Source organism: Peptostreptococcus anaerobius VPI 4330 = DSM 2949, assembly GCF_000381525.1.
GTDB lineage: Bacteria > Bacillota > Clostridia > Peptostreptococcales > Peptostreptococcaceae > Peptostreptococcus > Peptostreptococcus anaerobius.
The window spans coordinates 1-21,879 of the sequence record NZ_KB906620.1 but is presented as its reverse complement, the minus strand read 5'-3'; the positions used below and the strand labels follow the sequence as shown (position 1 = coordinate 21,879).

17 protein-coding genes, 1 tRNA gene and 1 other annotated feature are annotated in these 21,879 nt (G+C 37.5%); of the genes, 5 read left to right on the top strand and 13 right to left on the bottom strand.

What is annotated here, in order from left to right; genetic code table 11:
• Positions 1 to 272 precede the first annotated feature (272 nt).
• Positions 273 to 1,139 carry a methionyl aminopeptidase gene (locus F823_RS0105840; RefSeq protein WP_004167302.1) on the bottom strand — a complete coding sequence of 289 codons (867 nt, stop codon included), beginning with the start codon at positions 1,137 to 1,139 and terminating at the stop codon, positions 273 to 275.
• Between the two features lie 233 nt (positions 1,140 to 1,372).
• Between F823_RS0105840 and F823_RS0105835 the strand changes: the two genes are divergently transcribed.
• The 3 genes from F823_RS0105835 to F823_RS0105825 all read left to right on the top strand — a co-directional run bounded on the left by F823_RS0105835 (position 1,373) and on the right by F823_RS0105825 (position 2,905).
• Positions 1,373 to 1,990, top strand: coding sequence for an ECF transporter S component (locus F823_RS0105835; RefSeq protein WP_002842757.1), 618 nt, complete (start codon positions 1,373 to 1,375; stop codon positions 1,988 to 1,990).
• 57 nt (positions 1,991 to 2,047) lie between these two features.
• A tRNA-Leu gene (locus tag F823_RS0105830) sits at positions 2,048 to 2,131 on the top strand.
• A gap of 261 nt (positions 2,132 to 2,392) precedes the next feature.
• Positions 2,393 to 2,905: a ferritin gene (locus tag F823_RS0105825; protein ID WP_004167300.1), complete on the top strand. Its 513-nt coding sequence runs from the start codon at positions 2,393 to 2,395 to the stop codon at positions 2,903 to 2,905.
• A 171-nt stretch (positions 2,906 to 3,076) separates the two neighbouring features.
• Here the strand turns inward: F823_RS0105825 and thrS are convergent, their stop codons facing one another.
• The 5 genes from thrS to iorA all read right to left on the bottom strand — a co-directional run bounded on the left by thrS (position 3,077) and on the right by iorA (position 9,925).
• Entirely contained in the window at positions 3,077 to 5,002 is a 1,926-nt protein-coding gene (thrS, locus tag F823_RS0105820; RefSeq protein ID WP_019595480.1) for a threonine--tRNA ligase, read from the bottom strand.
• A 53-nt stretch (positions 5,003 to 5,055) separates the two neighbouring features.
• Positions 5,056 to 5,283, bottom strand: a binding site (T-box leader).
• Between the two features lie 111 nt (positions 5,284 to 5,394).
• Positions 5,395 to 6,453: a butyrate kinase gene (gene buk, locus F823_RS0105815; RefSeq protein WP_002845237.1), complete on the bottom strand. Its 1,059-nt coding sequence runs from the start codon at positions 6,451 to 6,453 to the stop codon at positions 5,395 to 5,397.
• A gap of 41 nt (positions 6,454 to 6,494) precedes the next feature.
• Complete coding sequence (locus F823_RS0105810; RefSeq protein ID WP_019595479.1) at positions 6,495 to 7,391, bottom strand: bifunctional enoyl-CoA hydratase/phosphate acetyltransferase; 897 nt, start codon at positions 7,389 to 7,391, stop codon at positions 6,495 to 6,497.
• A gap of 172 nt (positions 7,392 to 7,563) precedes the next feature.
• Complete coding sequence (locus F823_RS0105805; RefSeq protein ID WP_002845235.1) at positions 7,564 to 8,136, bottom strand: indolepyruvate oxidoreductase subunit beta; 573 nt, start codon at positions 8,134 to 8,136, stop codon at positions 7,564 to 7,566.
• 1 nt (position 8,137) lies between these two features.
• On the bottom strand, positions 8,138 to 9,925 hold the full coding sequence (iorA, locus tag F823_RS0105800) for an indolepyruvate ferredoxin oxidoreductase subunit alpha (RefSeq protein WP_002845234.1): 1,788 nt from the start codon (positions 9,923 to 9,925) through the stop codon (positions 8,138 to 8,140).
• A gap of 626 nt (positions 9,926 to 10,551) precedes the next feature.
• On the opposite strand from iorA, the gene F823_RS0105795 reads away from it, so the two are divergent.
• Complete coding sequence (locus F823_RS0105795; RefSeq protein ID WP_002845233.1) at positions 10,552 to 11,928, top strand: alanine/glycine:cation symporter family protein; 1,377 nt, start codon at positions 10,552 to 10,554, stop codon at positions 11,926 to 11,928.
• A gap of 174 nt (positions 11,929 to 12,102) precedes the next feature.
• Here the strand turns inward: F823_RS0105795 and F823_RS0105790 are convergent, their stop codons facing one another.
• The 6 genes from F823_RS0105790 to nifV form a co-directional block, all read right to left on the bottom strand.
• Positions 12,103 to 12,714 (bottom strand): DUF445 domain-containing protein, encoded by a 612-nt coding sequence (locus F823_RS0105790; RefSeq protein WP_019595477.1) that lies wholly within the window; start codon positions 12,712 to 12,714, stop codon positions 12,103 to 12,105.
• Positions 12,715 to 12,764: 50 nt separating this feature from the next.
• Positions 12,765 to 13,487, bottom strand: coding sequence for a DUF6873 family GME fold protein (locus F823_RS0105785; protein ID WP_002845231.1), 723 nt, complete (start codon positions 13,485 to 13,487; stop codon positions 12,765 to 12,767).
• 39 nt (positions 13,488 to 13,526) lie between these two features.
• Complete coding sequence (locus F823_RS10515; protein WP_002845230.1) at positions 13,527 to 15,632, bottom strand: glycosyltransferase family 4 protein; 2,106 nt, start codon at positions 15,630 to 15,632, stop codon at positions 13,527 to 13,529.
• A 135-nt stretch (positions 15,633 to 15,767) separates the two neighbouring features.
• Positions 15,768 to 16,802, bottom strand: coding sequence for an isocitrate/isopropylmalate dehydrogenase family protein (locus tag F823_RS0105775; protein WP_002842480.1), 1,035 nt, complete (start codon positions 16,800 to 16,802; stop codon positions 15,768 to 15,770).
• 9 nt (positions 16,803 to 16,811) lie between these two features.
• Positions 16,812 to 18,743 (bottom strand): aconitate hydratase, encoded by a 1,932-nt coding sequence (locus F823_RS0105770; protein ID WP_019595475.1) that lies wholly within the window; start codon positions 18,741 to 18,743, stop codon positions 16,812 to 16,814.
• A 52-nt stretch (positions 18,744 to 18,795) separates the two neighbouring features.
• On the bottom strand, positions 18,796 to 19,968 hold the full coding sequence (gene nifV, locus F823_RS0105765; protein ID WP_002842477.1) for a homocitrate synthase: 1,173 nt from the start codon (positions 19,966 to 19,968) through the stop codon (positions 18,796 to 18,798).
• A 470-nt stretch (positions 19,969 to 20,438) separates the two neighbouring features.
• On the opposite strand from nifV, the gene F823_RS0105760 reads away from it, so the two are divergent.
• Positions 20,439 to 21,539 carry a DEAD/DEAH box helicase gene (locus tag F823_RS0105760; protein ID WP_002845227.1) on the top strand — a complete coding sequence of 367 codons (1,101 nt, stop codon included), beginning with the start codon at positions 20,439 to 20,441 and terminating at the stop codon, positions 21,537 to 21,539.
• A gap of 72 nt (positions 21,540 to 21,611) precedes the next feature.
• Here the strand turns inward: F823_RS0105760 and F823_RS0105755 are convergent.
• On the bottom strand, positions 21,612 to 21,879 hold a 268-nt coding region (locus F823_RS0105755; RefSeq protein ID WP_019595474.1), incomplete at its 5' end, for a hypothetical protein.

Below are 21,879 nucleotides of genomic sequence, written 5' to 3'. Positions count from 1 at the left end.
GTGAGAACGGACTCTACTTCTTTTCTACTCAACTAGTATATAACATATATCTATTCATGTCAAGCACTTTTCATATATTTTTTATATAGGGGGCAATAGCCCCCATATTTAACTTGTACTTTCCATTTAAATTCAATCCTAAATTAAAATTCGGTTCTAAATTTAACTCGGATCTAAATTTAAATCAGATTCTTATTTCAACTTGGACTCCAAGCCTCTCTTGCAATTCCAACAAAACTACAATTCCCCCAAAACAAAGTATGCTTTGTCGATTAGTGAGAAATTATCTCGTAACCATCCTCTGTTACTAAGACCTGGTGTTCCCACTGGGCTGACAAGGAACCATCTCTAGTGTATGATGTCCAGCCATTTTTCTTGTCTATATAAACTTGTGGCTTGCCTATATTTATCATGGGCTCAATTGTAAACACCATACCAGGCACCATAAGCATACCAGTATCCTTCTGACCTACATGAGACACAAATGGTTCTTCGTGGAATTCATTACCTATACCGTGGCCACCAAACATGGTAACAACACTATAGCCATTCTCGTGGGCATACTCCTGTATAGCAGCTCCTATATCGCCTATATGCCCCCACGGTCTTACCTGATCTAGGCCCTTATTTAGGCACTCTTTAGTGAACTCAACTAGCTTTTTAGCCTCTTCGCTCACATTACCGATCGTAAACATTCTTGACGCATCAGAGAAATATCCGTCCTTTATAGTAGATATATCTACATTTATTATATCTCCATCCTTTAATATCACTTTTTCATCTGGTATTCCGTGACAAACCTCGTTATTTATTGACGTACAACAAGATTTTGGATATCCTTCATAGTTAAGAGGCGCTGGAATAGCATCATGGTCTACTGTATATTTATATACCATCTTGTCAATATCTTCAGTCGACATTCCAGCCACTACCTTATCCTCTAAGAAGTCTAGTATACCTGTGTTTACTTCAGCTGACTTTTTTATTCCCTCTATCTCTCTTGGTGTCTTTATTATAGTTTCATCCGGCACTATATGGCCCTTCATCCTGTATTCCCTTAGTTTTTCATCAAATTCTAGGTGGCACTTTTTATATTTTTTACCACTGCCACACCAACACCCATCATTTCTATTTAGCATTTTTACCTCCTATGTATAGCCTCATAATTATATGATACCACATTTTTATAAAAATATACATTTATTATTTGTATTTGATACTTGTTATTAGTTTTGTGTACTAGTACACTTCTGTTTTTTTTCTTAATTGACCTGCATCAATTGACAATATGCGTAATAAAATAATAGAATGAAATGAGGATTTATTATAATAAAATTTAATATTATATATGGTTAGTCAAGGAGGTATTATTATGAAAGACTCAAAAGTTTCAAGACTTACTCAATGTGCAATACTAGCAGCCCTATGCTTTGTATCATTCACTTACTTGCAGATCAAGATACCTGTACCTGGTGGAGACGCTACTTCAATCCATTTTGGTAACGTATTTTTGGTGCTTGCATCACTATTAATAGGAGGTGTGTATGGTGGGCTTGCCGGTGCTATAGGTATGACAATAGCAGATATAATGGATCCAGTCTATATACTAGTCGCTCCAAAGACATTTGTCTTAAAGTTTATAATAGGTCTAATAGTAGGTACACTTGCCCACAAATTTGGACATATTAATGAGACAAGTGATAGAAAGCATATATTTAACTGGGTTCTAATGTCATCTATTTGTGGTATGGCATTCAATGTTATCGCAGACCCACTAGTTGGATACTTCTACAAGATATATGTACTTGGTCAGCCAGCTGACGTTGCTAGTGTCCTAGCAAAATGGAGTGCAGGTGCTACATTCTTCAATGCTATAACTACTGTTATAATAGCTTGCTTGATATACAATGCGCTTAGACCTATCCTAATAAAGTCAAATTTATTACTAGGTTACAATCCATCTAAAAATGCTAAAAATAGAGTTGAATAAGTTCTTGCCTTTTGCTACAGATTATGTTACAATATTCTAGTAGCAAACGAGGACATTGCTGGATTGCTGGAATTGGCAGACGGGGCGGACTCAAAATCCGTTGGTAGCAATACCGTGTGGGTTCAAGTCCCACATCCAGCACTTAGAACAGACTTTAGGGTCTGTTCTTTTTTTATAAATTCTAAAAAATCCACTGCAGTCCTAGATTCCCATCACCACTCACCGAATCCACACTGCTAATATAATAATTCAATTATCAAAAATCTTTTATCTTATTTCTTAAAATCCCAAAAACACCTATTAAATTCTGGTCATAAGTGATATTATAGTATATAGATATAGTGTTACTTTGGAATTAAATCTTACTCCAATTTAATATGTTAATAGAAAAGAGGTATAAATATGATAAGTAAAAATTTAGAAAATGCCATTAATGAACAGATTAATTTTGAGTTTTATTCAGCCTACACATACTTGGCTATGTCAGCATATGCTGAAGAGATCGATTTTCCAGGAGCTGCAAACTTCTTCAAGATCCAGGCTCAAGAGGAATTAGACCATGCTAGAAAAATGTACGATTACCTATTCCAAAAGGGTGGTAAGGTAGTGCTTGAAGCCATCGAAAAGCCTAAGGCAGAGTTTGACAACCTATTGAATATCTTTGAAGAAGGTTTAAAGCATGAACAGACAGTAACTAAGAGAATATATAATATAGCCAACATAGCTCTTGATGAAAAGGAACACGCAACTATGAGTTTCCTTAGCTGGTTTGTAGATGAACAGGTCGAAGAAGAAGAAAACTTTACAAACCTTGTAAAGAAGATCAAAAGAGCAAGTGGCAATGAAGCCAACCTATATATGATAGATGACGAACTTGCAACTAGGGTATACACTCCTCCAGTACCAGCTAAATAGGCGTACTTGTAAGTTGAGTCAATCTATATGATTGGATAAGATAAAATTAGATTAGTTAAGTTATATCCATTAAACTAAACAAATATATCAATTACAAAAGGGGCCTATTGAGCCCCTTTTATAGTGTATAAAATTCTTTAAATGTTTTAAGCCTTATCTAGGTTTTATATCCTATAAAACTTCTACTTCTACGTTTTCTCTTTCGTCTATCTGCTTTTGAACCTTTGCAAGGAAGTCTTCAACTGACATCTGTCCTAACTCACCCTCATCTCTTGATCTAACAGATAGTAGGCCGCTTTCCATTTCCTTTTCACCTACAACTAGCATATAAGGTATCTTTTCTAGCTGGGCTTCTCTTATCTTAAATCCAACCTTTTCTGCCCTATCATCAAGTTCAACCCTGATACCTGCATCAAATAGCTTTTCAACTAGTTCTTTTGCAAATTCATTGTACTTGTCTGATACTGATAGGACCTTTACCTGGCATGGTGCTAGCCATACTGGGAACTTACCAGCGTAGTTTTCTATTAGGATTCCTATGAATCTTTCTATTGAACCAAGAGCAACTCTATGGATCATTATTGGTCTATGCTTTTCTCCATCCTTACCTACATATGTAGCATCAAACCTCTGTGGTAGCTGCATATCTAGCTGGATTGTACCACACTGCCAAGTTCTACCTATACAGTCTCTTAGGTGGAAGTCTATCTTTGGTCCATAGAAGGCACCGTCACCCTCGTTTACTATATAGTCCATGCCTAATTCTTCTAGTGCACCTCTTAGACCATCTTCTGCTATTGCCCATTCTTCATCAGTTCCCATTGAATCTTCTGGTCTAGTAGACAACTCTACATGGTAACTGAATCCAAACTTAGTATATACCTTGTCTATTAGGTTAACTACTCCCTTTATTTCATCTCTGATCTGTTCCGGTAGCATGAATATATGAGCATCATCCTGAGTGAAGGCTCTAACTCTCATTAGTCCATGTAGGGCGCCTGATAGTTCGTGTCTATGTACTCTACCTCTTTCCCCAACTCTCATAGGGAAATCTCTATATGAATGTAGCTGTGACTTGTAGTATAACATGGCTCCTGGACAGTTCATAGGCTTGATTGCATAATCTTCTTCATCTATCTGAACTGTGTACATATTTTCCTTGTAATGGAACCAGTGACCTGAAGTCTCCCATAATTTTCTGTTAAGTATTATTGGAGTTTCTATTTCAACATAGTGGGCTTCTCTGTGGATTTCTTCCCAGTACTTCATTAGAGACTGCTTTAGGGCTGTACCTCTTGGCAAGAATAGAGGGAATCCTGGTCCTTCTTCTGGTATCATAAATAGTCCAAGTTCCTTACCTATCTTTCTGTGGTCTCTCTTCTTAGCTTCTTCAAGCATCTTTAAGTAGGCTTCTAGGTCCTTATTCTTTTCAAATGAAGTACCATATACTCTTTGAAGCATCTTGTTGTTTTCATCACCTCTCCAATAAGCACCTGCTATTGACTGTAACTTAAAGGCCTTTACCTTCTTAGTTGACTGAAGGTGTGGTCCCCTACATAGGTCAACAAAATCTCCCTGTCTGTACATTGATATTACTTCTTCAGCTGGAAGGTCTTCTATCATTTCTACCTTGTAGTCTTCACCAATTTCCTTCATCATCTTGATAGCTTCTTCTCTAGATACCTCAAAACCTTCGATTTTTAGGTCTTCCTTAACTATCTTCTTCATTTCAGCTTCTATCTTTTCTAGGTCTTCTGGAACTAACCTATAGTCTAAATCTATATCATAGTAGAATCCATTGTCTATTGCTGGACCTATAGCAAGCTTGGCTTGAGGCCAAAGTCTCTTTACAGCCTGGGCAAATATATGGGCTGAAGTATGTCTAAATACTTCCTTACCCTCTGCGTCATCAAACTTAAAGAAGTTTACCTTGCAGTCCTTGTCTAGCTTTTCATTTAGGCTAGCCATTCTTCCATCAACTGAACCTACTAGTACACTTCTAGCAAATCCATCACTAATTCCCTTGGCAACGTCAAGTAGTGATACTCCATCTTCAAACTCTAGGACACTGCCGTCTTTTAATTCAACTTTTATCATAATAATACCTCCATATAAAATCAATAATAAAAAAAACTCGTCCCCAAATAAATATTTGGGACGAGTTAAAATTCGCGGTTCCACCCAAGTTTCCGATAATAATCGGACTCTCGATAAGACTTTAAGGCAGTCAACCGGACACTTTCAGAAGCCTATAGGCCCTACTAAATCCTGCTCAAAGGTAGTTTTCGAAATGTCTCTTTCTCATTGGACTTTCAGCCGGTGATCCAAATTCTCTGTAGATGATCTACATCCTACTCTTCCTTCTTCATAGCTTATTATTTATGTTGTATCCATAGTACCACAATGAAATTTATAAATCAATAGCAATCATTTAAATTATTAAAAAAACTTTCATCGACCTATCTTTCATGTGTATAAATTTAATATTTCTAGTATATTTTTAAGTGGTCAGCCTCTTCCTGCCCCTTCATCACCCTGTAGGCACCCTGGGCCAAGGCCTTCATCTCAAACTCACCAGCATATATGCTAATATCAGCCAAAAATGCCACCTTTTCCTCTATCCATCCAGTAAGTAGCTTCGAATTAGCCATACCACCTGTTAGAACTATACCATCTATCTTACCATTGTCTACAACTGCTAGTGAACCTATATACCTAGCTATCTGGTAGGCCATACCCCTGTAGACCTTCTTTGCTTCTTCGTCACCATTTGCTATCATGGCTTCAACTTCTCTGGCGTCATTAGTTCCTAGGTAGGAAATAAGGCCACCAATTGAATCTTCGTAACTCTGCATCGCATCAGCCCCCTCTTCCCTAGCCATTGTTATGCAGCTGTATATAGGGAGAGCTCCTGCCCTATTTGTAGAAAATGGACCCTCATCTGATGATATGACATCTACCAAGTGACCATTTTTCTGGAAATTCATAGATATTCCTCCACCTAGATGGGCTACAATTATAGATGACTTATAGTAGTCAAGTCCCTTATCCTGGCAGTACTTCATGGCAACAGCCCTAGTATTCAAGGCATGAGAGAAAGACCTTCTCGGATAGTTTTTAAGACCTGATAACCTAGCCTCATCAGTCATCTCATCAACTGAAACTGCATCGTATATATAGGCTGGTATATTGCCAATATCACTTAGCTTCTTGGCTACAAGAGCTCCTAGATTAGAAGCATGTAGCTGGGCTGGATGGTTTCTCATTATGTAGCATAGGTCTTCATCAACGACATATGCACCTGTATGCAGGGGAGGAAGCATACCGCCTCTTGATACGATTACATCAAGATCCTTGACCTCCATGTCGTTTACCTTCAAAAAGTCCATAACCTGGTCAAATCTCATATCAGTCTGGTCATATATAGACTTGTACTGGGCAAGCACATCAGAGCTGATATCCATTGAACCAGTCATCAGTTCATTACAATCTTCATACAAGGCTAGTTTAGTCGATGTCGAGCCTGGGTTTATGACAAGTATTTTCATATTTTTCTCCTTTATAAAATAATTTTCAAGTAAGCAGTTTCCTAGTGCTGGGCAAGGGCTGCCATTGCTATTGAATAGTACTTCTCTTCTGCTGATGCACTCCTAGATGTAAGGACTATAAGACACTTGGCTCCAACAATAAATCCTGCCATCTTTCCACCACCTGCAAAATTAAATGACTTATCCAATATATTACCCGCTTGTATATCTGGAACAAGTAAGATATCAGGATCTCCGGCTACCTCACTCTCAAATCCCTTTATCTCGGCTGCCCCCTTCTTGTAGGCAAGGTCAAATGATATTGGACCTTCAACTAGGCAATTCTTTATGATACCTTTTTGGTTTCTTCTCTTTAATTCAGCTGCGTCTACAGTCGATTGCATCTTAGGGTTGACCCTTTCAACAGCAGACAATACAGCTACCTTTGGCCTCTCATAGCCTAGGTTACGGTATATTTCTACTGCATTTTCAATTATCTTCTGCTTTTGTTCTACATCTGGGTACATACACATGCCACCATCTGTTATAGTTATCAGCTTGTGGTAGGTAGGCATCTGTTCAAACGACATATGTGTCATCAACTTGTCTGTCCTAAGGCCCTTTTCCTTGTCAACTACAGCCCTCATAAGAACAGCTGTCTCTATGTGACCCTTTAGTATAAAGTCTGCATTTCCCTCTCTTACTAGTTCTACTACCTTTTCAGCAGCCTTTGAGTCTTCATCTACGCCTATTATTTCATAGTCTTTATCAACACCTAGTTTTTTTAACTCTTCTTTAATTTCAGACTCATGACCTACGAATATCGGCCAGGCTAGACCCAACTTTTCTGCCTCTATAGCCCCGCCTATGGCAGCTTCATCAGCCATACAGACAGCACATCTTTTCATCTCCTTAAAGGCCCTTACCCTCTCAATTACTTCGTCAAAATTCTTTACCATATTATTCTCCTTCACATTTTATCCTTTGCATCTTGCAGACTCCATTGGATTTTATAATCAGCAATGAGTACTAACCATATACCGATTAGTACTCATTACTTCACCGGTGGATGTATCAAATCTTCAAAAGGTTCAAAAAAACTTTTTCCGCATTATTTGACCCTCTTAATCATTATACTAGTTCAATACCCACTCTTAGTGCTTTTTTATTAATTTCTATGAATTTTTCTTTAACATTTTCTTCAATTATTTTATCCCAGTCTATTTCTTCAAGATTCATCTTCTTGATTATAGTTCCTAGGAGGATTATATTCATTACTTTTTGGTTGCCTAGCTTTTTGGCTTCTTCACTTGCATCAAAGGCATATACCTTGCCAGACCTAGCTTCTATCAGTTCTTTAGTATTTTCTGGATACTTGTCCTTGCCTGATAAGACTCCAATTGGGTTGAACCTAGCTGTATTTAATACCACTACACCATCCTCTCTAAGATAGTCGATATTTCTTAGGACCTCTAACTCCTCAAATCCCATTATTATATCCGCTTCCCCCTGTGGCACAACCGGTGAATATACCTTGTCTCCATATCTCAGATGGGTAAGGACCTGTCCTTCTCTCTGACTCATACCGTGGACTTCACTCATCTTTACGTCATAACCTGCACTCATAAGACCTATAGTAAGCAACTTGCTGGCTGTTATAGTCCCCTGTCCGCCTATTCCAGTTAGTAATATATTCTTAGTCATCTTATTGAACCACCTTTCCTATCGCTCCTACAGGACATACCTGGGCACATACACTACAACCTACACACTTGTTTATATCTATTGAAGACTTCTTAATATCAGTCTTGAAAGATATAGCCGGACAACCTGTCTTAGTACACTTCTTACAGCCTATACATGTATCTTGGTCTACACTGTACTTGTCCTTAAATGATCCTGGGAAGTTTTTCTTGTCTTCCTCTGACTGGACCTTAAGTGCACATGGCCACCATGTTATTATCACTGAAGGCTCATCTAGGCCCAATGCCCAGTCAAATGCAGCTTCTACCTCTTCTAACTTGTTAGGATTTACCCTTCTTATATTCTTTACACCTATGGCCCTTACAACTGATTCTATATCTACCTCATTAGTTTGGCTGCCCTGGGCTGTATAACCAGTCCCAGGATTTTGCTGCTGACCAGTCATGCCTGTAATCCTGTTGTCCAAGATACAAGTCACTGTGGATGAATTGTTGTATACAACATTTAATAAGGAGTTGATACCTGTGTGGAAGAAAGTAGAGTCTCCTATTACAGATATAACCTTTTTGTCTTGGTTTTGATCCATCTTAAATACCTGTGATGCACCGTGACCCATACTGATACTTGCTCCCATACAAAGTGTCATATCCATGGCATTGTATGGAGCCCCAAACCCAAGAGTATAGCAACCTATATCCCCTGATATCATGACATTCTTCCTCTTGCCAAGAGTATAGAAGAATCCCCTATGCGGACATCCAGCACAGAAAGTCGGAGCCCTGTTTATCATCACTTCCTTGGCAGCTTGGTCTATCTTGACATCTTGTCCGTATACCGATTTTCTTATAACCTCAGGTATCATTTCTCCATACCTAGGAAATACATCCTTGCCATGGCACTCTATACCAAGAGCCTTGATGTGTGTTTCCATTATAGGGTCATTTTCTTCTATTACATATATTTTATCTACCTTACTAGCAAATTCTTTGAACAACTTGTCAGGAAGTGGATTTGAAAATCCAACCTTTAGGTATGAGGCATCTTCTCCAAAGACTTCTTTTGCATATAGGTAGCAATCACCTGATGCTATAATACCTATTTTCTTGTCATAGTACTCAGTAAGGTTGAACTCACATTCATTTGAGTATTCAAATAGGTCATCCATCCTCTTGAATATATGCTGCTTTCTGACCTTGGCATTTGCAGGTACCATTACATATTTAGTAGGCTCTTTCTTCCATTCCTTTATAGGTACATCTTGCCTGTCCTCTAATTCGACTAGGCCCTTAGAGTGACAGACTCTAGTTGTCATCCTTATCATTATAGGAGCATCATGGATTTCACTCAACTTATAGGCCTCTTTAACCATGACCTTACACTCCTGACTATCTGCTGGTTCAAACATAGGAACAAAGGCAGCTCTTGCCAAATTCCTGTTGTCCTGCTCGTTCTGAGATGAAAATTGACCTGGCTCATCAGCACTTACAATCACTAGTCCACCATTTACACCTGAATAAGATGCTGTAAAAAATGGGTCAGCGGCAACATTTAGTCCTACGTGCTTCATGGCTGCAAAAGACCTAGCCCCTGCTACACAGGCTCCTATTGCAGATTCTAGGGCGACCTTTTCGTTTGGTGCCCACTCAGCAATCATCTCTTTTGAATCAACTTTAGAAAGGTTTTCCAATATTTCAGTACTTGGTGTACCTGGATATGCAGCAGCGTATTTTACACCTGCCTCATATACTCCTCTTGCTATGGCTTCATCGCCAGTCATCAACTTTTTCATACAAATCCTCCCAAGCTATGATAGCTTAAATATTATTATTTGCTTCTGATTACTTTATAAGCTGATTATAATCTCAAGAAACTTCTATGTCAACACATTGTTTATTTTTTAATATTTTTAAACAATATATAAATAAACTTAATCTTCAGAAAAATTAATTTTTAAAAAGTTATTTTTCAGTTCACTAGAGTTAATTATATAAATAGAGTCAGTTTGCATAATAATAAAAATTTTTTTGATTTTATACTTTTATTAATATCGTTTATCATATGATATATTCTTTCTTTATTTAAAAGATACATCAAATGAATAATATAAATAAAATCTTTCATTAAAATAGATTTTTAATTTACAAACTGATATATTTGTATTATCATCTTGCAATTTAATCATGATGAAAACCTATTTCAGAGGGGTTATAAGGTAATAAAATCTCATTTTCTCAAATAAAATTGCAATTATTATATATTAATTGCAAATTATATAATTTTTCTTGCATTTTTATCCATATATTCCTTGATTTTTTTATAATATTATAGGATAATATAGGTGTAATGATTAATACATATCAAACATTAAAGGAGGAATGACTTATTTTAGAAGTATTAACAAAAATCGATGACGTGATGTACTACCCTATTCTTATAGTTGTTTTAGCAGTAGCAGGAATTTATTTCAGTTTTAAAACAGGATTTATACAATTAAGACTTTTTAGGGAATCTTTGAGGGCTGTAATGGAAAAGCCTGATCAAAAAGGACAGGTATCTTCTTTCCAGGCGCTTATGGTTTCAACTGCCTCAAGAGTTGGTACAGGTAATATAGTTGGTGTATCTACAGCCATAGTACTTGGTGGACCAGGTGCAGCATTTTGGATGTGGGTTCTTGCGATTGTTGGTTCAGCAACTGCATTTATAGAGTCTACTCTAGCACAGATATACAAGCGTAGAGACAAGGAAACTGGTGGATGCTATGGTGGCCCAGCCTACTATATAGAATCTGCCCTAAAGAACAAGACTCTTGCATCTCTATTCGTAGTATTCCTTATACTTACATATGGTTTAGGATTCAACCTACTTTGTTCTTATAACCTACAGTCTACATTCTCTATATACTCATTCTACAATCCAAAGACTACTCCAATGATTATTGGTGCTATAATCGCTATTGCAGTATTTATATCAATAGTTGGTGGTGGAAAGAGAATGATCCGTGTTACAGAAGTTATTGTTCCATTTATGGGAGTTGCTTATATAATAGTATCTCTAATAGTAGTAATAATGAACATAGGAATGTTCCCAGAAGTTATAAAGTTAATATTTACTGATGCTTTTAGCGGTCGTTCATTTGCTGGTGGTCTTGCTGGTTCTTGTCTAATCTACGGTATCAAACGTGGATTATACTCTAACGAAGCAGGTGTTGGTTCTGCTCCAAATGCAGCAGCTTCAGCTGAAGTATCACACCCAGTTAAACAGGGTCTAGTACAGGTACTATCTGTATATATAGATACAATCGTTATTTGTTCAGCAACAGCCTTTATGATACTTGTATCAGGTATTCCTATGAAAGAGGAATTAGCGGGAGCTCCTATGGTACAGGAGTCACTTAGGTCAGTATTCGGATCTTTCGGACCTTTATTTATAACAATAGCTATGATCATGTTCGCTTTCACTACTCTTATAGGTAACCTATACTATTGTGAAACAGGTCTATCTTACCTAAATGGTAACAAGAAGCCTGGTAAGACTTTTATGATAGGTTTCTATGTAGTAGCTGCTATAATAGTATTCGTTGGTGCTACTATGGAAATGGATGCTGCTTGGGCATCTGCAGACATAACAATGGGACTTATGGCCCTAATAAATATACCATGTTGTGTAATCATGGGTGGTGTTGCTATAAAGGCTGCTAAGGACTACGAAAAGCAGAGAAAAGCAGGTCAGGAACCTGTATTCCATTCTAAGGTTGTCGGTCTTGATTCAAAGGACCTAGATTATTGGGAATAAGAAATTAATAGCAAGTTAAGTAAAACTATTGTTCAATAGTAGATAGCGTTGGTGGTAAAAAATACCCTCCCAGTTATATGACTGAGAGGGTAGATCTTACTATCAACGCTATTATTTTATTATGGTAAATTCTATTTTAAATATCTCGAATTGTCAAATTAAGCGCCACCTAATTTATATAAATATTGTTATTATCCCTTGTACTATACCTATCAAGAATCCTAGAACTAGGCCTAGATTTTCAATGTGCTTTAGCTCTTTTTTAGATAGACCCATAATAAGTTCCTCTAGCTGAACCAAATCTAACTCACCTATCTTCTCTTCTACCATTTGACCTACATCTATCCTAGACTTGACCTTGTCCTTTACCTTATCTATGACATCATCCATACCCTTGTCTATCTCTTCATTGAGTACTTCACCTATGCCTGATAGGACCATAGGCCTAAACATAGTCGGTATAAAACTTATCTTTTCATTGATAATATACTCTACCCTTGAGTTTATATAGGCTTTTATCTCTTTCTTGTCCTCTGGTCTTATCATGCCATCTACAAGCTTGTCGTAGTCAACTAGCTCTTCACCAACTGCCTTGCCTATATTCTTGGCTATATCATCCCTTCTCTTTGGTATAAGACCCCACAATTCATAATTGATCACTGGTATCTTGTAGGGTTTAAGTGGTCTAAAAAGCATCTTGACCGCTATAACATTTGTACTATAACCTATTATTGCACCAACAATAGCCAATAATACTACTCTTATAATAATTTCTTGATTTACCATTGTACTTCATCCTTTACTTTTTTATTTGCTTTACTTTTTTACTTTATTACTTATTCACAAATCACAAGCATACCGCCGTAGTCTTTTAGCCTTCCACTTGATAGACATAGATATTCCTTAGACTTTGACCTTATAAATTCTACCATTCTCTCTCCGTCTGGATGACTATAAACATCACCAAAGAATACTATCCTGCCATCCTCCAAACTAGATGTAGCTCCTCCTATAAAGCCATAGTCCATATCAAAAAGGTCTATATGTCCTTTATCTATCTCCAGCACATCTATATCATAGGCTCTTAGGATCTTGGCAATACCCCTATCGCTAGTTATTAAAGACCTCTCATCAACCCAACATATGGAACAGGCTGCATAACCCTGTCTTACATCTATCAACTCACTTGTAGGCACTTGGTCTAATACTGCATCAATTACAGCAGGATCTATATTGTCAAGTTTACCAATACCATACTTTCCTGAAAAAGAAAAATTATAGACTATGTCTTCCGGATATTTGAGACCTAAATACCTACTTCCACTTATGATAGAGTGCTTAGGCAACTTATCACCTATCGCCGTCTGGTAATAAGCATAGGATTCTTTAGATGCTATCAGTTTGTCGCCCACAGAAAATATGCCTATGTCAACATGAGACCTAATGGCGTCATATAGGTTTTTGTGGTCGTAGGATTCGACTATTGTATAAGCCTCAGCCTCAAGTTTTGACCTCATATCCTCCTCCATCCGCCTATCAACAACTGCATATTTTATCATCGGTATGTTTTCAAAATTATCATGTGATTTTTTAGGAGTTCAGTCACAAGAATCATATAGCTTTTTGGCTAGACCATTCCAGGACATTTCCTCTATATTGACCTGCCTGTAGTTTTTGTCCAATCTTGTCCTTATAGAATCTTCTATTGCAAGCGCCAACCTATCTACATACTCTCCAAGTCTATCCACCTTAGGCCTTGATACAGCCTCCATTTCAGGAAGACCTACATAGGATATCATACCCGACGTATTTATATCCTGACCCAGCCATTCCTTGACACCATCTATATCCGTAGTCAATATAGAATTCCCACAGGCCATAGCCTCAAGCAGGACTAGGGGCAGCCCCTCATAGTAAGACGGCAATACAAATATATCCGACTGATTGAGCATACTTGCAAGTTGGTACTGGTTTAGCCTACCTAAAAACTCAACCCTAAACTTAGATTTATTTCCTTTATTCTTGATATTAATAACCTCTTCTTGGTCACTTCCATCACCAGCTAGGTAAAATACCAGATCCTCCTCTGGAAAATCAACCTTTTCAAGTGCATCAAAAAACTCCATTAGCCCCTTTGCATAGGCTAACTTACCCGCATAGGCAAGAGTAATCTCCTTGCTAGATGACTTATCCGACCTCGATTCACAGTTAAATATAGTCTTGTCATAACCGCTGCCCAAGACCTCTATCCTAGAATCTTCAATATTAAATATATTCCTGATAAGACCAGCCTGTATATCATGTAAGGCGTATATTTTGTCGAGTTTTGGTATGGCTCCTATTATAAGGTCTTTCTTAAAATCGTGGCTCATCAACTGCCTTAAACATGTCCCATGGCATATTGCAACTACAGGTATATCATTTATATTTTCCCTAACCAATGAAGTCGTAAAATATAGGTGGTGGCATACTATCAAGTCAGGCTTAAATTCTTTAACAGCTTGATCTAACTTGCTTAAAAAAGAACTTTCCATCCTACCTGCCATATCATCTGTCATATTCTTGTATATAGTGCTAGGATAGGGCATATTATCACTCATGCCAGGAACATTAAAATCAAGGATTCCATCATTATATAGGACAGGGTAAAAACTTAGGTCTATATCTTTAAATTTCTCCATCATTGAAGGTAAATCATCACTCGAATCAACTCCAGCAATCAAGGCCTGGCCACTAGTCAAATGGTCCATCCCCTTTATAATGCCGCTCATATATATACCACTGCCCGTATAATCTGGCTTTTGGGCACTAATGTGAAGGACCCTCCTTCTACCTATTGGACTTATTTCAAATACTGCACAGGTAGAATCATCCATAGACTTAAACCTAGGAATAAACCTTACCCTCTCTTCATCAGACTCAAAATTTCTTATCTCCCTATATATTGACTCCATGCCCCTTTTGAATGTAAGGTCTAGAAGGTCTCTTTCTTCATATAGGTGGTATTTTTCAGATGCAGAAAAATATCCATCACTTGCGATCATAACCCTTGTTTCCTGGTCAATGTCTATGCTTCCTGACCTCGCCTTATATGCAGCGTCCTTATCAAAGCTAAGTATCCAGTATCCCTCATCAGTATTATTCTTTAGCCTATTTTCTACTATCTTGTCCATGACCCTTGATTTAGTATCATCAAGACTTATATTACCAAAATCATCCAATGATCTCATCTTTTCAAAGACCTCATCATCTAGCTTGGATACAGACTCGTCAGATATTTTTATAGTTTCATTTGACTGACCTATATATAGCCTACAGTCTCCCAAGATAATATATTCCAACCTATTGTCTATTACCCTAGTAAGGCAGATTGACGCTGACGGTAGGTCTATCTTGCTTATAGAGGATATGTCTATCCCCTTATTTGAGATAATTTCTATATACTCTCTTCTGACATCTTCTAGCCCCTTGTATAAAAAATCATCTAGTCTTATATTGCATTTTAAATTTTCTTTTATATATGAATTCCACCAATTTGAATACCAATGTGCATCACTGGTATCAGATACTAGGTTTTTTCCATTTAGGCCAGTTGCTCCATCTATAACCCATGCAGCATTATCTAAATGATCACAACTATCCTCATTGTAATTTCCAACACCAATCCTACAAATTGATTTTATATTTCTTAATATATTTGTCATTATATACTTCGCTTTCTAAAAATATACTTCTATTATTATATTCCCTATTATATTATTTTACAGTAGGACGGGGGAGAAATCAACTCCTGTTGACCTCTCCCCCTATATTAGTGATTGATTGGCTATATTATTATCTTATAAGGCACTTATTTTTCTGCATAATTCGTCGGCAAATTCGCTTGTTGAAGCATTACCTCCTAAATCTGCAGTGACTAGCTTACCTTCAGCAAATACTTCCTTTAATGACTTTTCAATCTTATCTGCTGATTCCATTTCTCCTATATGCCTTAGCATCATGACTGCAGACTGGATTATTGCAGTTGGATTTGCTATATTTTTGCCAGCTATCTCTGGAGCTGAACCATGAACAGCCTCGAAAACCGCACAATCATCTCCTATGTTTGCAGATGGTATCATACCAAGACCTCCCACAAGCCCTGAGGCAAGGTCTGAAAGTATATCACCATATAGGTTAGGCATTACCATAACATCAAATTCCTCTGGCCTAATAACCAGGTTCATGGCAGCCGCATCGACTATAACATCATCTGAGTACAGGTCGCAACTAGCTCCGTCAGCCTTTCTTAGGATTCCATTATCTTTTGCAACCTGATTGAACACATCTAAGAATAAGCCATCAGAAATCTTCATTATATTGGCCTTGTGTACACCTGTCAGTCTCTTGTAGCCATTTTCCCTTGTATACCTACAAGCAAATTCTACTATCCTTTCAGATGCTGGCCTTGTGATTATCTTGATTGTTTCACCGGCGTAGTCACCAACCTTGTGCTCTATGCCAGCATACAAACCTTCTGTATTTTCCCTTACTATAGTCAAGTCTATATTGTCATATCTAGATTTGACCCCCTTGAAAGTCTTGACTGGCCTCACATTTGCATAGAGGTTCAACTCTTTTCTAAGGGCTACATTTACACTCCTAAATCCCTTGCCTACTGGTGTAGTGACAGGACCCTTTATAGCTACCTTATTCTTTCTTACACTATCTAGTACATAGTCTGGAAGCGGTGTGCTATACTCTTCTATCACAGCCTCACCAGCTATTACCTCTTCCCAATTTATATCTACTCCTGAGGCCTTTACTACCTGTTTCATAGCCTTTGTCACCTCAGGTCCTATCCCATCTCCTGGTATTAAAGTAATATTATACATATTTGCCTCCTATGAATTCTTTTCCTTTATTGAGTTAAGTTTACCACCTGCATACAGCATATCCAATTCTTTGTCGTTGAATAGTGCCTTTACATAGAATGATATTCCCTTTGTCTTGTCCTCTACCTTTAACCTACCAGCCTTTAGACCTTCAAATACATCATCTATTACAAAATCGTCCATCTGGTCAATTAGGTCATAGTCCTTTAGGTCTTCAAATTCCATAGGTATTATACCTGAATTGATAAGGTTGGCCTTGTGGATTCTAGCAAATGACTTGGCTATTACACCCTTGATTCCTAGGTAAAGAGGTGCTAGGGCTGCGTGCTCTCTTGAAGAACCTTGTCCATAGTTCTCACCACCTACTATAAAGCCTCCACCATTTTCCTTACAACGACTTGCAAAATCTTCATCTATTGTTGAGAAGCAGAAGTTTGCTAGGTGTGGTATATTACTTCTGAATGGAAGTAACTTGGCATTGGATGGCATAATATGGTCAGTAGTTATATTGTCTGGAGTCTTTATTATCAACTTGCCAGATATAGAGTCTTCAAGTCTTGAATTAAGTGGAAATGGCTTGATATTAGGCCCCCTAACAACTTCTACATCATCCCCGTCATCTACTGGAGATATAATCATAGAGTCATCTACTAGGAATTTGTCTGTTCCTATATCATCAAAGTCTATATCAAATTCAGCATCTCTAGGGTCCATCAGGCATCCATATATAGCTGATACTGCAGCCAACTCTGGACTTGCAAGGTATACCTGGGCTGAGTTTGTTCCAGACCTACCAAAGAAATTTCTATTGAATGTTCTGATACTTACAGCGTCTGTTCCCGGAGACTGGCCCATACCTATACATGGTCCACATGAGTTTTCAAGTATTCTGGCTCCTGAAGATATTATATCTGCAAGGGCACCATTTCTAGCTATCATCTCCATAACCTGTCTTGATCCAGGTGCTATTACTAGACTGACATCATCAGCTACCTTCCTACCCTTCAGTATTCTAGCAACCTTCATCAAGTCTTCATATGAAGAATTTGTACATGAACCTATTGCTACCTGGTCCACCTTAATCTTTCCCACCTCAGCGCAAGTCTTGATATTATCAGGACTGTGAGGGGCTGCTACCATTGGAACCAATTCGTCTAGGTTGATATCTATTATATAATCGTATTTAGCATCTTCATCTGCAACTAGCTCAGACCAATCATCTAGTCTATCCTGACCTATAAAGTATTCTCTTGTCTTGTCATCACTTGGGAATATAGATGTCGTAGCACCTAGTTCAGCCCCCATATTAGTTATTGTAGCCCTCTGTGGAACTGATAGGCTAGATACTCCAGGTCCTCCATATTCATAGACCTTACCTACACCACCCTTTACAGTTTCCCTCTTTAGGACTTCTAGTATTATATCCTTTGAAGTGACCATCTTATTTAGACTTCCACTTAGGTTGACCTTGACAACCCTTGGAACCTTGATATTATAAGCCTCACCTGCCATTGCAAGTGCAACATCAAGTCCACCAGCTCCTATAGCAAGCATGCCCACCCCACCAGCTGTAGGAGTATGGCTATCAGAACCTAGTAGTGTGTCTCCTGGTACAGAGAATCTCTCAAGGTAAACCTGGTGGCATATGCCATTGCCCGGCTTTGAAAAACATATCCCGTACTTGTTGGCCACCGTCTGTATAAACTTGTGGTCATCAGCATTCTCAAAACCCTGTTGTAGCATATTGTGGTCTACAAAGGCAACTGACTTTTTAGTCTTTACCCTCTTGATATTCATTGCCTCTAACTGTAGATAAGCCATAGTACCTGTAGAATCCTGAGTAAGCGTCCTGTCTATTCTAATTCCTGAACTAGTTCCAGGCTCCAAAGTACCATCAACTATATGTCTTTCTAATATTTTTTCAACTATATTCTTTCCCAATCCAATCACCTCTTACTTTTATTTACTAATATCTCATCCTTTAAGAACCATCCTATATAGCTTCTGTACTATCTTTCTCCATATCCCTCATAACATCCTTGTATATAAATACAAGTTCCTTGTCAAATAGAGATCTCTTTAGCTTAACTGATGTAGACCTAACTACATCTAGTACCCTTGATGCCACTTCATCGTCTAATTCTATATCATACTCCCTAAACTTATTTACTACGGCTGCCCTACCTGAGTGCTTGCCTATTACTATCTGTCTTTCAAGACCAACCTCAGAAGGATCAAAGGCTTCATAGTTCTTAGGATCCTTCAAGGCTCCATCTGCATGGATACCTGATTCATGTCTAAACATGTTTGAACCAACTATTGCCTTCCATGCTGGTAACTCTCTTCCAGATGCTCTTGATACGTACTCAGACAATTCTTTAAATCTTCTTGTGTCTATATTAGAGTGGCACTTTAATACGTGGATAAGTGACATCAAGACTTCTTCTAGGGCTGCATTACCAGCTCTTTCCCCCAGTCCATTCACTGTAACACCTACATAATTAGCACCGCCTAGTACTCCACCTATAGCATTAGCAGTAGCCATACCAAAGTCATTGTGAGTGTGCATTTCTATATCAAACTTTGTCTTATTATATATTCTTTCTATCTTGTTTCTTATTGTAAATGGATCCATAACACCAACAGTATCGCAGAATCTAAATCTATCAGCCCCAGCCTGTTTAGCAGCCTCTATAAATTCAATCAAGAAGTCTTCGTCAGCACGAGAAGCATCTTCACCGTTTACAGATACGTATAGGCCATTTTTCTTGGCAAATTCAGTAGCTTTTACCATATTCTCTATAACCCATTCTCTTGAAGTCTTAAGCTTGTTCTGTATGTGTATATCTGATACTGATATCGATATTGCAACCGCATCAACACCACAATCAATAGACTGTTCTATATCTGAAACAACCGCCCTATTCCATGCCATTATACTTGACTTAAGGTTCTTCTTAACAATCTGCTTAATAGCGTCCTTTTCATCTCCACCCATAGTTGGTATACCAACTTCTAACTGGTTAATACCTAGGTCACTCAACATCTCAGCTATCATTATCTTCTCACTATTTGCAAAAACAACACCAGCAGTCTGCTCTCCGTCTCTTAAAGTTGTATCTACAAATTTCAATTCTCTACCGTTAATATTATCAATCACACACATCTTTATACTTCCTCCCATATTAGTTTCCCTACATTTTGCAAGTTTTTAAATAAATCTTGCATTTCATATATTCATTATAAGTCTTTATCCAATAAATTTCAAGCCTTTTTATGAATCATTTTATTTTTATCTTTCATTTATGCCCAGTGAAAACCAATTTTTGAGGTCTTAATCGTAATTATATTGACATATTTATTATTTAAAATTTCATTTTTAATGTATTTTTGAGAATTCTAGTCTTACACTTTAATTTTTAAATTGATATTAATGAAGATTTTTTTGAAAAAAATATATTAACTCTTACATTTTTATAGGCATTTTTTCTTGAACAAGTTCTTTAATAACCTATTGAGTAACTTATTTAATAAATTATTGAATAACTTATTTAACATTAATTATTTCATATATTTAAGTTTAATTATTGGTTATGTGCTATAATAATATATCAGTAAATAAAAAAGGAGACATACATGAATTTCAAAGACTTTAATATAGACGAAAACTTAGTTCAGGCCCTAGCAAAGATAGGTATCAAAGAACCAACAAGGGTCCAGCTAGAAACAATACCACTTACAAGCGATAAAAGAGACCTAATGATTAAGTCAAATACTGGAACAGGCAAGACTCTCAGCTTCTTGTTGCCCCTTATAGACAAGATATTAAAAAAGGATATAGATAGTATCCTAATACTCGCTCCAACAAGGGAGCTGATTCTTCAAATCAACGACATGGCAGTAGATATCATAAGTCATATAGGTGATGAAAATATCAAAAATACGGTCAACATCCTACCAATATACGGTGGCAAGGATATAAAGGCCCAAATTAACAAGCTTAAAAATTCTATAAATATACTTGTAGCTACCCCCGGTAGACTGCTTGACCATATAAATAGAAATACTATTTCAGTAAGCAAGTTTGACTCTATAGTAATAGATGAGGCGGACCAGATGCTCTTGATGGGCTTTAAGAATGAAATAGACCTTATATTCTCTAAGATCAAAAAATATGACCAGACTATATTCCTATCTGCAACATTAGATTCAAAGGTCAAAAAACTTGTATACAGGTACTCCAATAACCCTATCGAAGTAAATATCGAGGAGGACACCCACGTTCCAGACCTTATAGAGCAAGAGTTTATATTTACAAACGATAGACAAAAGTTTGAAGACTTCTGTTCCAAAATCGACCACGACCAGCCCTTTATGGCAATTGTATTCTGCAGAACTAAGGCAAGGGTCGACAATCTAGAAGAAAAATTAGGCCAGAGAAAATATAATTGCAAGAAAATCCACAGCGATATCAGCCAGGCAAAAAGGGAGAGAATCATGAAAGACTTTAGGGACCTCAAAATACAATTCCTTATATCTACTGACCTGTCTGCTAGGGGTATAGACGTCAATGGAATCAGCCACATATACAACTATGACTTCCCCGAAAGACCCGAGGACTATATACACAGGATAGGACGAGCAGGAAGAATTGGTAAGGATGGCAAATCTTGCTCATTTGTAACAGAGAAAAATATGTCAGTATATGATGAAGTCAAGGCAATACTAGAAAAATAAAAACATAATCGAGTAGGGAGGACTTTCTCCTCCCTCTCACACCACCGTACGTGCCGTTCGGCATACGGCGGTTCAATTCATGTAATAATCTAAACAACTAATGAGTCCTCGCTTTGCGAGGATTTCTTTTGTTATCTTGCGAAGTCCGGCTGTTTTTGCTACCGCCTGATAATGGTCTGCAAATCCTACGGATTGTCTTGCCATCCATTCGGGTACGCCAAGTTTCTTTAACCCCCACATCCTTTTCTCACTGGTTTTCCACTGTTTCCAGATGACTATTCTCATACGGTTTCGAAGATGTTCGTCTATTTTTGTCATATTTTTCTTCATTTTACCTATC